Origin of the sequence: Paenibacillus sp. FSL K6-1122, from assembly GCF_037977015.1 — a bacterium.
In the GTDB taxonomy this organism is placed as follows: domain Bacteria; phylum Bacillota; class Bacilli; order Paenibacillales; family Paenibacillaceae; genus Paenibacillus; species Paenibacillus amylolyticus.
Genome location: NZ_CP150272.1, coordinates 3,801,304 through 3,815,849 on the forward strand (window position 1 = coordinate 3,801,304; position 14,546 = coordinate 3,815,849).

Genomic DNA, 14,546 nt, shown 5'->3' on the forward strand with positions numbered 1-14,546 from the left:
TTCATACGAAAAAAGTATGCAACATGGCATGAGAATTCCTTTAAATAATAAGTCCCTAGAGTAGAAAAAACAAAAAAAGAGGTCACGATGATGGATATCCTAAAATGGATTCAAAGCTGGTATTATGAAAACTGTGACGGTGATTGGGAGCATTCATACGGTGTGCGAATTGATACGGTGGATAATCCTGGTTGGTCTGTCGAAATCGATTTGACGGATACCTATTTAGAAGATGTGCCATTTGATTCGATTGAAGAAGAGAGAAATGAAGAAGATTGGTTCTACTGTATCGTGAGAGATGGAGTGTTTCACAGTGCAGGGGGAGCAAAAAATTTAGAAGAAAGGCTTAATTGCTTCAAAAATTGGGCTTCAAGTTTGGATAGAAGTTAATAATGCACTAACCATCGGGAGTAATCTAAGGAGAGAACCAGATGTATCTAAAAGAACTCAATTTGGATTTACCGTATATTGTAGATGATGAAAATATTGAATCTATAATGAAAAAACAAAAATGTGAGTACAACGAAGCAACAAAATTAGATTATGCGTTGAATTGGAAATGGAAAAGACGCTCTTTTAGTTTGGAAACTCGCTGTATTACAGCGATGTATGAACGTCTGTTGGGGAAATACAAAACGAAAGATTGTTGGAAAGTCCTAATAGATTGTGTAGAAAACATTACGGATGAACGTATTGTTAACGATTCTGGTGTGTGTTCGGTACCGATCCAATTTAGTTTGAATGACTTTAGTGGAAAAAATGAGTTGGAGAAAAAAAAGGCTACGCTTCGCCTGCTAATGGAAGGCATAGAGAAACTTGCTCTACGTAATAATTGGGATATTGATCCATTTAGGGAGATAGCTTTGCAAATAGAGGAGTTAGATTATGTAAATGAATGGACTTGGAAAAAAGACGTGAAGAGCCCTAATAAAGAGTACAATGCTAGAGTCATTTGTCATCATAATGTAGATAGCATGGATATATTCCTATCTATTTTACAACGTGATGGTACGCAAGTACATTTAGAGAAGGTCATATCAGAACAACCAGATGAATTTGCCTATGCTGAACATCTAGGTGAACTTACATGGGTATCTGATTTTGAAGTTGCTTTAATTAATAAAACTGGTACTGAAAAGTATTCTGCAACCCTGAATAATTAATACGCTGTTAAAACTTCCACTTAGAAGACTAGGTCGAATAAAAAAGAAATAGTAAAGGATAAAATAATGAAAAAAAGAGTTTCGGTGAAGATAGGAGATGTCTTCTCAATAAAACTAAATCAGGATTTGAATTGTTATGGACAAGTTGTTTCTGAAGGAAGAATATCAGATTGTATGATTGTATTTGATTTGATATCAATGGAACACCCAACAGTAAGTGAGATCACTTCTAATCCAATCATTTTCTTATTACAGACTGTAAACTCCAGGATTGAAGATGGTATCTGGAAAGTGATTGGTAATGCTCCAATACCTAGGATGACATTTCCCATGTACAAAGAGGAAACTGAAGATGGATATACATTGGTAGATCATAAGGGTGATATTGTGACTGAAAATCCCAGTGCTTCACAGATTGAAGTTGCCTCCGAACTGGAGTCTTGGTCACCTGTTAGTTTAGAAAAAGCAGTCATTGCTAGATTTGTAACTGGAGAATGGGACCCGTATTATAATGATTTAATTTATATAGAGTAGTCTATGTTCAATGGTCTAGAGAAAAGGACAAAGTCCGTTTACCGCTTGGGCTTGTATCTAATTAATTTTCACTTAGGCATGCATGTACCTTGAGGATTTTATTCCTCTCGTGTAAATGCATGCCTGTTTTTTTTATTTGTGCTGTAAATCCCTTGTGATTTTGCGTCCTGTTGGTGTCTGGGCATGTCCCTGAGTAATCAGGAGCATCTGCTCCATCTGCAACTAGCCTGTTATCTAAGGCAGACATATCGTTCATCGTGATGTTCACAAATCAACTTACTCGAGATCATGATTCAAACGTGTTACCGACATAATGAAAAGAGTGAATATGCGTTTTGGTGAGTTCAATCACGTTTTTGATAAATGCCTCGCGTGATTCACGATATCCGCTTAATATCCAATTGTTTAGTAGTCCAAAAAAACCGTAGGCGGTATAGTACTTGAAATAGTCCATGTTCACTGGGGAGTTGTTGATCGTCTCAAAGACAAATTGCTCCTGATAGATTTTGAGTATGGTTTGTGGAAAGCCTGTATGTAAACCGGGTAACGTATCATCGTATTGAATCAACTCGAAGAAGTCACGGTGTTCGTAGATATAATCCACGATTTGAAAAGATTCGGCATCCAGCTTGTTTGTTGAAACCTTTTGACCGTGCCAATAAGGTTTGCCTACTGCGCCCCTCAATCCTTCGAGTGTCATAATTAACAACTCTTCGGCGAGAATATATTTATCCTGGTAGTGTAAATAAAACGTGCTGCGATTATAACCCGCCTGATCAACGATGTCTTTGACAGAAACACCATGGAATCCTTTTTTCTTAATGAGCTGAATCAGAGCAGTTTTTAGGTGCTCCTTGGTTCGATTACGATGTTGAGATGTCACAATAAGTTCATTATTCATTCAAAAAAACTCCTATAAATATAGACATAGTTTTATAAAGTGTCTACGAGGTAGACACTTGGTCACATCTTAATGATTGGATTGTTACAATTTTAAGCATAGAATTAGTTTTGTAAACATCATACAGCACTATTTATATAGGCGTTATTCAAAATATTATACTGGGGGATTTATTCATGGGCAAACTTCAAGATAAAGTTGCAGTCATCACAGGAGGAGCATCCGGGATTGGCGCAGCGACAGCTCGCTTATTCGTTTCCGAAGGAGCTAAAGTGGTCTTGGTGGATCTAAATGAAGAAAAAGGCAAGGCGTTTGAGCAGGAACTGAAAGCGCTTAAAGCAGAGGCTCTCTTTATTAAAGCAAACATAACAAGTGAAGAAGAGGTTTCTGAGATTTTCAAACAAACCGTAGAAGCATTTGGTCAAGTCGATATCGTATTCAACAATGCGGGAATCGGACGTGTTCATCCTACGCATGAGCTTGATTATACCGAATGGCGCAATACAGTCAATGTTGATCTGGACGGCGTATTCTTGGTTGCACGTGAAGCGATTCGCGAAATGCTCAAAATTGGTGGAGGTACAATCGTCAACACGGCTTCCATGTACGGATGGGTTGGTTCACCTGGCTCTGCAGCCTACAATGCAGCTAAAGGCGGCGTTGTGAACCTGACTCGTTCGCTCGCGCTGGAGTATGCTGAGCAGAATATTCGGGTGAACTCCCTTTGCCCAGGCTTTATCGATACACCGATTATCCCGGAAGAGAGCAAACAAGCACTTTCAGCGGCAACACCAATGAAACGTCTGGGTCAAGCAGAAGAGATGGCCAAAGCCGTTCTGTTCCTAGCTAGCGACGATTCTTCATATATGACAGGAAATAGCCTGATCATAGACGGAGGATACACCGCTCAATAAGTGCAGCAAATATCGAAGCACACAAAGAACATATTTCCATTAAAAGTCGCTATTCTAGCGGCTTTTTTTATTGTATTGGTATAAGAGCAGTTCCCAATCCAAAGACGACTAGCAAACGGCGGTTCGGTTATTCATAATAGATGGCCTCATAAGGAAACTCTAACTTATTCAAGCGATATTCTTTGGGAGACATGGACATATATTGCCGAAAAACTTTGCCGAAATAGCTGGGACTCTCAAACCCGCATTGTTGACCAATCTGAGAAATCGGAAGTTCCGTTGTGCGGAGTAGTCGGATTGCAACCTCAATGCGTCTGTCTTTAAGATAGGCTAGCGGTGATGTTTTCTCGGATTTCTGAAATAACCTGCACAAGTAGTGTTTATTGATATCGCAATGGCTGGCTAGAAGATCCAACGTCAATGGAGATGCATAATTCTCTCGGATGAACTTTTTACATTTCTCAATCGTTGTTATGGATAGGGCACCGATATCCTTCTCCGCATCCCGACTCGTCTGTACCAGGATAAGCAACCACCGATAGATTTGCATGGACAAGCGATACTTGTCCGTAACCTTCTCTTGATGAATCAAATGGATAATTTGCCATAACTCTTGAATCAAGGGAGAGTCCGCGTTTCGTCGAATGACATGTCCCTCATTATCATGCATCATATCCCAAATTCGGTTAGCTTCATCCCCGCGAATGTTGATCCATATAAATTCCCATGGTTCGTTGTTCTCTTGTTTATAGTAATAGCAATGTTCTCCTGCAATTTTGACAAGTAGGGCATGTCCCTTCGGTAAAGGGAGCGTTTGATTGTCAATATCCAGATAACCCTGGCCATTAAGTGTGTATTGAAAAACGACATGCCCCGGGTCCGGTCTATCATCACTTGGACAACGATATTCCTCGCTAGAAACGATCTGCCATCCAATAGAGTCCAGTGTCATGATTGATGTATCGTCATTACGAAAAGCATAAGAAACCGTATGAACCATCGTTTCATCTCCTTCCTAAAAAAGTCAATTATCTTATATAATACGTCACATTTTTTAGATTGTCTGTCTTTTTTTAGACCTGTAAGATAAATGTAAGCGGTAACATAAAGAGGAGGTGGCTGTAAATTGTGTTCATATGACAACAAGCTGGGCAGGATCGAACTGATGATTCTAAAAATGAATTTTTAGATAAGGGGGAGTTAATCGAATGATCCGAAGAACTGTTTCCATCCAAAAATCGATGTTTGTATCTTTTTTAGCACTCCTTATGGTTATTTCACTGGCTGTTCCTCCGGCGCCGATACGTGCAGAGTCATCAAGCAGCCTGCCGGGTCGCCAAGCAGAGTATCTTAACCGGGGATTGGTTGCGGTTCTTGTAGACAACGGCGTTTTTTTAAGCTGGAGGTATTTAAACAACGATCCAGATGATATCGCTTTTAATATATATAAAAATGGAACCAAAGTGAACGCATCGCCCATAAGCGATGTGACCAACTATGTGGACACCACTGGTTTCGACAGCTCGCAATATCAGATCTCCACCGTTATTGCAGGCAAAGAGCAAATGCAACCGGAGGTTGTATCGGTCTGGCATAACGATTATCTGCCTATTCCGCTCGATAAACCGGCCGATGGCCGGACTAAGGATGGTGGAACTTACTCCTATTATGCAGGAGATGCTTCCGTAGCTGACTTGGATGGGGACGGCGAATATGAAATTGTCTTCCTGTGGAGTCCGAGCAATTCCAAGGACAATTCGCAGGCAGGTTATACCGGCAATGTGTATATCGATGCTATCAAACTGGATGGCACCAAGCTGTGGAGAATTGACCTGGGAGTCAACATCCGCGCCGGAGCGCATTATACGCAGTTAATGGTGTATGACCTGGATGGCAACGGAAAGGCAGAGGTTGTTGTCAAGACCGCGGACGGCACGAAGGATGGCCAAGGCACAGTCATTGGTGATGGCACGAAGGATTATCGCAACGACGGCGGATACATACTGTCAGGTCCAGAATATCTCACGCTGTTTAACGGTGAGACTGGCGCGGCTGTATCCACCGTGAATTATGATCCGCCAAGAGGCAACGTCAACGATTGGGGTGACGGCTATGGCAACCGTGTAGATCGGTTTCTTGGCGCGATTGCTTATCTGGACGGTACGAAGCCAAGTGTTGTGATGAGCCGGGGGTATTATACCCGCACAGTGCTTGTTGCTTATGATTATGTTGGCGGGGAACTCGTCAAACGCTGGACGTTCGACACAAACGAAGCAGGATCACAATATCAATCACAGGGCAACCATAATCTAAGTGTGCTGGATGTCGACAAGGACGGCAAGGACGAAATTATGTTTGGCGCCTTGGCCATTGATGATGACGGCAGCTTGCTGTACAGCACTGGACTCGGCCACGGTGACGCCATGCACGCCGGCCAGCTCGATCCGAACCGGGAGGGCTATCAGGTCGTAAGCGTGCATGAACATTCGGATGCAGCATACGGACTGGAGATGCGCAATGCAGCAACAGGTGAAATCCTCTGGGGTGAGAAAACAGGTTTTGACACCGGTCGCGGGATGTCGGCGGACATTGACCCGAACTATCCAGGTTACGAATCATGGGCCACGACCGTTACCAACGGGCAAAGTGTACCTGTAACCAATACCTATTCAGCAGCAGGAGAGGCTATCTACACTGTGGACGAAGGGCCCAAAACCGCCAATTTCGCCATCTGGTGGGATGGCGATCTTCAGCGGGAGCTGTTGGACCATGAGTGGGATAATGGCACAGCCAAAGGAATTCCGCTCATCTATAAGTGGGATTACCAAAACAAAAAGCTGAATGAAATCTTCCGGGCGACCGGTACGTTAACGAACAACCATACCAAAGGCAATCCGGCACTTCAGGCGGACATTCTGGGCGACTGGCGTGAGGAGCTTCTGCTGCGGAGCGAAGATAGTTCGGAGTATCGTCTCTACACAACGACCATTCCTTCAGACTATCGCATCCCTACGCTGATGCAGGATCCTGTGTATCGACTTGGCGTAGCCTGGCAAAATGTAGCCTACAACCAGCCGCCTCATACCGGCTTTTATCTTGGAGCGGAAGCTACAGCATTCCCTAAAGCCGATCTGGCGCTGACTCGCGAAGCTGAAATGCTGGAGCCGGTCTACCGATTTAATTTCGGTACAGAGACTGTATCAGGAAGTACGAACATACAGGATACGCTCTACGCACAAGATCCGGGATACGGCTTCAAGGATACAAGTGGTGTTACGGTAGGGGCAAATCAGGTCTCGGTCGCTACAGGTACGACATTTGCTGTTGACCTGCCAAATGCAAACTATAAGGTGACGCTGCGATTGGGCAATGATGCAAATGCCTCGAACGTTGGAGTCAAATCCGAATTCGTCCAGAAGCTTGCCTTAACCAATGTGACAGCAGGAGCACCACTGGAGTATTCCTATGATGTTGCATTGGTGGATGGACAGCTTGATCTTCTCTTCACGGGTACAGCCATAGACATCCAAGACGTCATCATCGAGAAATACCCAGAGAAAGCGGCTGGTGCGGCAACAACGATCTATATGGCTGGTGATTCAACCATGCAATCTTACAGTGAAGCGCAGGCTCCTCAAGAAGGATGGGGCCAACAGTTCGGACGTTATTTCTCCAATGGGGCAGTCGTCGTGAACGATGCGATCGGTGGCCGAAGCAGTAAATCGTTTATGGTAGACGGTCGTCTCGATACGACCCTGCAGCGAATTAAGCCGGGGGACTTCTTCTTCATTTCCTTTGGTCATAACGACGCGAGTGCAGGGATACCGGACCGTTACGCATCACCAGAGGACTATAAGATTTACTTGGCTCGTTATGTAAATGGTGCCAAACAGCGCGGCGCTACACCGGTATTGCTCACTCCGGTTGGACGCAGAGATTTCAACACGGTGACTCAAGAATTCAACGTCAGCTTCCCGGCATACGTTCAGGCTGCCAAAGAAGTGGCGAAGGAGCAGGACGTGCCGCTGATTGATCTCAGCAAGTTGAGTATTGCTTACTACGATAAAATTGGAAATACAGCTACGGAAAAAGTGTTCCTATATGCTAATCCGGGTGAATATCCAAAATACCCGAATGGGATCAACGATAATACGCATTTCAGCAGCTATGGTGCACAGAAAATTGCCGGACTCGTTGCTGGTGCAGTCAAAGACATGGAGCTGAGCATTTCATCACTGGTCATCGACCCGGATATTTCCGAGCCAGAACCAGAACCGGAAGCCCAGCTATATGAGGAGGACTTTGAAGGCGACGCTGCCAACTACCAGTATGCGATGGTCAATGCCACGGGTATTGCAGGAACCATGACGGGAACCGTTGTTGAACAGTCTGGAAATAAGGTACTGTCCGTCGCGGGTTCCGGATCGGGCAATCGGGCCAAGGTATTCCGTCTGTTCGATGCCGTAAACGGCGATCAGGTGAACGTGAACTTTGACTGGCAATCCGGTAATGTGAGTGCCTATCCATCAGAAGGTCATCTCACAATACAGGATTCTAACGAAAACGCCCTGTTCACGCTGTATACCAAGACCGGAAGCACCAAAATTCATTATTTTGTCGGTGCATATAACCCAGACTACGGCACAGGGGATACAGCCATACCCGAAGGGGGAACGGCTACAGATATTTCCAAGAACCAGTGGGTCAATGTGGATGCAACCGTTAATTTTGCCGAGAAGACATTGGATCTGACATTAACGAACCTAGCCGATCCGACAGTTACCCAAACGATTGCAGATATCTCGCTGAGTTCCGCCGCATATGCGGACAACGTCAGATCCATGCGGTTCCTGGGAACAAGAAAAGGCGGTGGAGGCACGTTGAACTGGGCTACCCAGATCGACAACGTGCGTATTGAAGGCACTCAGCTCTCTTCAGAGAGTGGCGATCAGACGGCCTTAATCGCTCTGTACGATGAGATTAAAGCACTGAATCTGTCGGATTATACAGATGCATCGAAGGCCGTGGTGAACCGGGCTTTGGCAGCTGCGGAAGCTATATTCAATAAGGAAGCTACCCAAGCTCAAGTTGACCATACGTTTAACATGCTAACTGTTGCGAAGGATTCATTGACAAGTGAACCGAGCGAAGAGACAAGTGAATACAAATTTGACTTTGGTGCCGGCAGCGCAGCCGACGGATACATCAAGGTAGATGCCAAAAGAGCGTACATTGAAGGCAACGGGTACGGTTTTGCCGATACTGCACTCACCAAAGATGAGAACCGGAAAACCGGAGATTTGCTCAAGGAAGATTTCACACGAGTAAACGGTACCTCTTTCCTGGTGGAAATGGAGCCGGCGAATTACCGGGTAACGATGACCATCGGGGATGCGGAGGAATTGACCAGCGCAAATGTCGTTGTAGAACAGATGACAAAGCTGCCGCTTACAAGCATTGCCAAGGGCGAATTCAAAGAAATCACGTATGAGGTTGCCCTGATTGATGGGGTCTTTAACTTCAACTTTACCGGAAATGCACCGAAGATCAATGCGCTGAAGCTGGAGCGACTGCCAGATCACAGTGCAAGTGATAAACCAGTTATTTATTTGGCCAGCGATTCCACGGTGGCCAATTACGCGGAAAACTATCGTCCGCAAGCGGGCTGGGGAGAAACGTTGGGTGAATATTTTGATCCAAATGAAGTCAGTATTGATAACCGGGCAGTTGGAGGTTTGAGCAGTAAAACCTTCCTGGTCGGTGGATATCTCAACGATATTTTACTCGACATTCAAGAAGGCGATTATCTGTTCATGCAGTGGTCTCATAATGATTCCACACCTTCACGTCCAGAGCGTTATCTTACGCCTGAGCAATTTAAGGTATATCTGAAAGAATACATTAACGGTGCTCTGCAGAGAGGTGCGATTCCGGTTCTGGTCACACCAGTGAACCGTCGTGATTTTACCGGAGAGGTGCTGAACAAAAGCTTCCCGGAATACGTACAGGCGATGAAAGAAACGGCGCAGGAAACGGAAACGCTTATCATCGATCTGAACCAAGCCAGTTGGGAGCATTTCCAGGAGCTTGGCACAGAAGGAACCAAATCGATATTCATGTGGGTAGGCACAACGGAAGACAATACACATTTGCAAATGAACGGTGCAATCAAGGTGTCTGAACTCGTAGCACGCCTTGTGAAGGAATTGAATATACCTTTATCTGATTTTGTTACGTTGGAAGGAGAATCTCCGGAGCAGAAGGCCCCGCATACTACGGCAACTGTGGAAGGAGAATTGCAGAACGGCTGGTATACTTCTCCGGCACAAGTAACCTTCACAGCAAGCGATGAAGATTCCGATATCGAAGGGACCTATTATCAAATTAATGGTGGCGAAACGGTGAGTGGCACACAGTTGACCCTAACTGAAGAAGGAACACATACCATCACCTACTGGAGCGTCGATGTTGACGGTAACAAAGAGAGCGAACAGTCTTTGTCCATATCCATTGATCTCGTACCTCCAACCATTGAAATTAATGGTCAAACCGAATACACCATTGATCAGCAGGTGGAAATTGGCTATACAGCCTCCGATTCGGTATCCGGTGTAGAAAAACCAGAGGGTGTGCTTCTCGACACTCCTGCGTATACACTGGAACCCGGACTGAACCAGGTTACGGCAACCGTCTCCGATTTGGCTGGGTGGGAACAGACGGTAGAATATAGTTTTGCAGTTATTACTACATTCGACAGCCTGATTAATCTGACCAACACCTTTGCTGATGAATCGATCGATCCTAATGCCAGCATTCTTGCTGATCAGCTCACAAACACGTTACAGCAGGCCAAACAGGCAGCAAACGATCGTGAAGGAGCAAAAGCGCGTCAATTGCTTGCATCCTACGGTAATGACGTTCAAGCAGTTAGAGGAACCGTATTTACGGATGAGCAGACAAGTGTGCTGATTAAGTGGGAGGAATGGCTCCATCAGACAACGCCACTTGCAAACGGTGCCCCAGGCACTCCGGTGTTATCTGATAATAATGGTTACGACACGGGGCTCAAAGACGGAGACTATACAATCACGATGAGTCTGTGGTGGGGGAATAACGGTAATCAGTTCAAGCTGTATGAGAATGGTGAACTGATTAAGGAAATTTCTCTGGTCGATCAATCCCCGTCCGCCCAATCTGTTCAAGTTGATATTACTGGAAAGAAAAACGGCACCTATATCTATACTGGAGAATTGATCAATGCACTGGGTTCAACCATGAGTGTTCCACTGACAGTCATCGTCACGGATGCTTCCCCGGGGCAAGCTGTTCTGTCGAACGACAACTGGGATGGTGACGGCAACTATAATGTCACCATGAATCTGTGGTGGGGAACAAACGCAACCGAATACGAACTTTACGAAAATGGAGTATTGATTGACACACAATCGCTGCAATCTCATTCTCCTGTTGCACAGTCTGCGGTTACCTCAATCTCTGGAAGGGTACCTGGAATCTACGAGTATGAAGCTGTACTTCGTAATTCTTCAGGGGAAACCAGATCACACAAATTAAATGTGACGGTACGAGAGTAGACTGAAATGTTCGAGCATTCCATTAACAAGAAGTGATACAACTGAAGTAAGGTACGCATACAAAAGTGCTATTCCTCATCATTTTGAGGAGTAGCACTTTTTATATGCGCACAGTATGAAAGCGTTTGACTTATTTGAATATCAATCTATAATGATGAAAGGAAATTGGACTTGGACGAGGCCTATGGAGAAAACGATAACCGGCATAGCTGTATGTATATCCATAGCAAGCTTCCATACGCAGGAGGCTTGCTGTTTCATTTTCAGAAGGAGAATAGGTTCCCATGACACTTAAAAAAAGAATATTTTTACTGTTCTTTCTCAGTGCGTTTATCCCCTTTATCAGTATATTTGCGATTTCTTATTATACGATCGACTCCATTTTCGCAAATAAGATCGATGATGGTATCCGTAGCAATTTACAGCAGGTGACATCCTCATTGGAGAATTCCATCACTAATCTGAATCATGTGACGCAACAATTATCTTACAGGGGTACTTTAGGCAAAAGAATGGATGAATTCTTGAATCCGTCCTCCGATATCTTCGAACTGATTGAGGCCAGGGACGAATTAAAAAACGAGTTAAGTGTTGTGACCTTCACCAATCCTAATATCGGATTGACCCTATATTACTTTCAAAAAGAAGGTACTACTCAGTTCGGCAACTTTCCGATCAAGGATCGTTTCTCTCCTGAGTCTCTGCCTGTGCTCTTCCAAACCTATGGCATTAAGTACTATGGCCCCCATATGAGTATGAACCGATTTGATGATCAACTCGTTCTGTCTGCTATGCGCAAAGTGCAACTATCCGAGAGGAACGACGTGTTCATTTACGTAGAATCAGGCTTTCGCCTCACTCAAGATATCTTGGGTTACAATCAATACAACGGCGCATTATCTCATCTCATCCTGGATGGTGAAGGCAACATTGTGTACAGCGAAATACCGGAAGCCATGAAGGTAGGGGAGAATTTCACCAGCTTAACGGTCGATCCTGCCAAGGACGGAATATCCCGCGGGTATCACTGGTTCAAGGAGGATTCCTCACAGAAATGGAGTGTCGTATCGGTCATTTCGCAGTCTCAATATCAACAGGAGAAAAACCAGTGGTTGCTTCAAATTTTGCTGGTCGCTTTATTTTTCCTCGGCTTTACCGTGTTTCTCGCTTGGCTCCTGTGGAAGATGGTGTACAAACCACTCGGTCTGTTCCATTCGGAGATCAATGGAATGTCCAAAAATCCACAAACAAAAGGGAGCCGAGCTCGCACTCAGATTCCCGAATTTGATTTTCTGTTGGGTGAATTTTCGAACATGCAGCATCAGATTGGTGACCTCTTCAAGGAAGTACAGCAGAAAGAGAAGATTCGTGCAGACCTGGAAGTGGAAAAGCTGCTCTATCAGATCAACCCGCACTTTCTGATGAATACGCTCGATACGGTGCACTGGCTGGCCGTCATGAACGGACAAGGGGAGATCGACAAGCTGGTACAATCGTTGAACAAGCTGCTCTATTACAATCTAGGCAAATTAGGGCAAGTATCCACCATGGAAGAGGAGATCGATGCGTTAAGACAGTATCTGATTTTGCAGCAAATTCGCTATGACTTTGAATTTGACGTCCGCATTACTGCAGATGAACAAGTGCTTCAAATTGCTGTGCCCCGCTTTATTCTGCAACCGCTGGTTGAAAATTCGTTATATCATGGATTAAGTGACGAAGGTTTTATTCAGATTGAAGTGACATGCACTTCAACGTTGAACATTATGATACAAGATAATGGTGCAGGTATGACTGAGGAAACCATTCATAATCTGCTGAACAATCGTGAAGCTGAACAACAAAAAGTAGGGATGGGCATCGGACTCAATTACGTTCACCGCATGTTGAAAGCACAGTACGGGGACCAAGCACAACTGGTGATTGAGAGTGAATTGGGAACAGGGACAAGCATACTGCTCGTATTGCCTATTAAAGGAGAAGATATCTCGGCATGATTAAGGTATTGATTGTAGATGATGATAAGCTGGTACGCAAAGGTATTAGCTCTGCGATGCCATGGAACGAGTTCGACATGGAGGTTGTAGGGGAAGCAAGCAACGGGGCGAAAGCACTGGATTTTCTGAAAACCCAACCGGTCGATCTGATGCTAACGGATCTTGCGATGCCCGTCATGTCAGGGATCGAACTGATGCGAGCTGCGAGGCAGCTCTATCCCGAACTTCATATCGTTGTGTTAACACTGCATCAGGATTTCGATTATATCCAGGAAGCACTAAGACTCGGAGCCATCGATTATATAGCCAAAGTGCAGCTGGAGAAAGAGCAATTCGAACATGTTCTGCAACGAATTCATACCCGAATTAACGGGTTGACAAGCACCATAAGAAAGATGCCTTCGCTGGATGAAATCAATGTCCATTATCGAAATGTGTATGCACTTGTTTCACAGGAGCGGAAATCAGAGCATAAGTGGCCAACGGAGTTAACTGCGCATGAAGATGAGATAAGGTGGGAGGTTGAGCGTAATAGCTGCATGTGGGCTGCACCCCCGTCCGAAGAGGATCAACTATTTCATCAATTGAAGGAATGCCTGCATCAAGTTCCCCAGTGTACGTTGTTAGTTTTGTCTGATGTACAAGAGCGAACATGGTCGCAAATCAAAAACTGGATTATGAGTTATACAGAGTCGTCTTTATTCTATGTTTACAACCCCAATAACCAAGTCATTACCATTTCCATGAATGAGGAAGATACATGTTCAAATGAACCGCAAGATGAGGACCTTGACCGGATTAAACAAAGTTGGTTCCAAACCCCATGGACCCACCATGAGAGTTACTATAACCAACTCATTGACCAGTTTATATCCTTACGATTACATAAAGGTCAGTTGATGGGATTGCTGTACTCAATCGTGATGGAATGGAACCGTATTTTTGCCCAAACTACGCTTGGAAGAATCGCGATGATCCATTCTTTCGAGTCTTGGTACGAGGTTGAAGAATGGATCAAACAGACTGCTGCAAGCATTCGAAAGGCTGATGAACAGACTTCGTACTCACAGGAAATCATCGATGCCGTGAAAAAAGCGGTGATGATCGTGCAGCAGGATTTGGAGCAGGCCTATACAGCTTCAGGTCTCTCCCAACAACTCAATATCAGCCGAAGTTATTTCAGTCAATGTTTCAAAGATTTGATGGGGAAAACCTTTAATGAGTACTCCCGCTTCATCCGGGTAGAGAAATCCAAAGAGTACTTGCTCAATACGAATAATACGATTTTCTGGATTGCGGAGCGAGTGGGTTATTCGGATGAAAAATATTTCAGCCGGATTTTCCGCGAACTGACAGGTCTTCTGCCAAGCGAATATCGGCAGCTAGGTAGAGGAAATAAATAGCCGACAGTCTCCTGTTTTAGGAGCTGCCGGCTTTTGTTTTTT

At 44.6% G+C, this 14,546-nt stretch carries 9 protein-coding genes; 7 read left to right on the forward strand and 2 right to left on the reverse strand.

Annotation, left to right across the window (positions count from 1 at the left end):
• Positions 1-87 precede the first annotated feature (87 nt).
• The 3 genes from NSQ20_RS17200 (at position 88) to NSQ20_RS17210 (ending at position 1,697) form a co-directional block, all read left to right on the forward strand.
• Positions 88-390, forward strand: a complete 303-nt coding sequence (locus NSQ20_RS17200; protein ID WP_340030404.1) for an immunity 53 family protein — start codon at positions 88-90, stop codon at positions 388-390.
• 41 nt (positions 391-431) lie between these two features.
• Positions 432-1,163, forward strand: a complete 732-nt coding sequence (locus tag NSQ20_RS17205; protein ID WP_036671428.1) for a hypothetical protein — start codon at positions 432-434, stop codon at positions 1,161-1,163.
• 66 nt (positions 1,164-1,229) lie between these two features.
• Positions 1,230-1,697 carry an Imm26 family immunity protein gene (locus tag NSQ20_RS17210; RefSeq protein ID WP_084650243.1) on the forward strand — a complete coding sequence of 156 codons (468 nt, stop codon included), beginning with the start codon at positions 1,230-1,232 and terminating at the stop codon, positions 1,695-1,697.
• Positions 1,698-1,983: 286 nt separating this feature from the next.
• Here NSQ20_RS17210 and NSQ20_RS17215 read toward each other — a convergent pair whose 3' ends face one another.
• Entirely contained in the window at positions 1,984-2,598 is a 615-nt protein-coding gene (locus NSQ20_RS17215) for a TetR/AcrR family transcriptional regulator (RefSeq protein WP_338706095.1), read from the reverse strand.
• Between the two features lie 176 nt (positions 2,599-2,774).
• Here NSQ20_RS17215 and NSQ20_RS17220 point away from each other — a divergent pair, with 176 nt between their 5' ends.
• Positions 2,775-3,512, forward strand: a complete 738-nt coding sequence (locus NSQ20_RS17220; RefSeq protein ID WP_076317783.1) for an SDR family NAD(P)-dependent oxidoreductase — start codon at positions 2,775-2,777, stop codon at positions 3,510-3,512.
• Positions 3,513-3,639: 127 nt separating this feature from the next.
• On the opposite strand, the gene NSQ20_RS17225 is transcribed toward NSQ20_RS17220, so the two are convergent.
• Positions 3,640-4,512, reverse strand: coding sequence for an AraC family transcriptional regulator (locus NSQ20_RS17225; RefSeq protein WP_036671442.1), 873 nt, complete (start codon positions 4,510-4,512; stop codon positions 3,640-3,642).
• A 208-nt stretch (positions 4,513-4,720) separates the two neighbouring features.
• Between NSQ20_RS17225 and NSQ20_RS17230 the strand changes: the two genes are divergently transcribed.
• The 3 genes from NSQ20_RS17230 to NSQ20_RS17240 all read left to right on the forward strand — a co-directional run bounded on the left by NSQ20_RS17230 (position 4,721) and on the right by NSQ20_RS17240 (position 14,504).
• Positions 4,721-11,104: a GDSL-type esterase/lipase family protein gene (locus NSQ20_RS17230; protein WP_340030405.1), complete on the forward strand. Its 6,384-nt coding sequence runs from the start codon at positions 4,721-4,723 to the stop codon at positions 11,102-11,104.
• A 284-nt stretch (positions 11,105-11,388) separates the two neighbouring features.
• Positions 11,389-13,101 carry a histidine kinase gene (locus NSQ20_RS17235; RefSeq protein ID WP_036615449.1) on the forward strand — a complete coding sequence of 571 codons (1,713 nt, stop codon included), beginning with the start codon at positions 11,389-11,391 and terminating at the stop codon, positions 13,099-13,101.
• Positions 13,098-14,504 carry a response regulator gene (locus NSQ20_RS17240; RefSeq protein ID WP_036615446.1) on the forward strand — a complete coding sequence of 469 codons (1,407 nt, stop codon included), beginning with the start codon at positions 13,098-13,100 and terminating at the stop codon, positions 14,502-14,504. Before NSQ20_RS17235 ends, NSQ20_RS17240 begins: the two co-directional genes overlap by 4 nt.
• The last annotated feature ends 42 nt before the right edge of the window (positions 14,505-14,546 follow it).

Excerpts from the sequence above, each read along its gene's own strand:
- NSQ20_RS17200 (WP_340030404.1), top strand. The coding sequence starts at position 88 with ATGATGGATATCCTAAAATGGATTCAAAGCTGGTATTATGAAAACTGT.
- NSQ20_RS17210 (WP_084650243.1), top strand. The coding sequence starts at position 1,230 with ATGAAAAAAAGAGTTTCGGTGAAGATAGGAGATGTCTTCTCAATAAAA.
- NSQ20_RS17220 (WP_076317783.1), top strand. The coding sequence starts at position 2,775 with ATGGGCAAACTTCAAGATAAAGTTGCAGTCATCACAGGAGGAGCATCC.
- NSQ20_RS17235 (WP_036615449.1), top strand. The coding sequence starts at position 11,389 with ATGACACTTAAAAAAAGAATATTTTTACTGTTCTTTCTCAGTGCGTTT.
- NSQ20_RS17225 (WP_036671442.1), bottom strand. The coding sequence starts at position 4,512 with ATGGTTCATACGGTTTCTTATGCTTTTCGTAATGACGATACATCAATC.
- NSQ20_RS17215 (WP_338706095.1), bottom strand. The coding sequence starts at position 2,598 with ATGAATAATGAACTTATTGTGACATCTCAACATCGTAATCGAACCAAG.
- NSQ20_RS17230 (WP_340030405.1), top strand. The coding sequence starts at position 4,721 with ATGATCCGAAGAACTGTTTCCATCCAAAAATCGATGTTTGTATCTTTT.
- NSQ20_RS17205 (WP_036671428.1), top strand. The coding sequence starts at position 432 with ATGTATCTAAAAGAACTCAATTTGGATTTACCGTATATTGTAGATGAT.
- NSQ20_RS17240 (WP_036615446.1), top strand. The coding sequence starts at position 13,098 with ATGATTAAGGTATTGATTGTAGATGATGATAAGCTGGTACGCAAAGGT.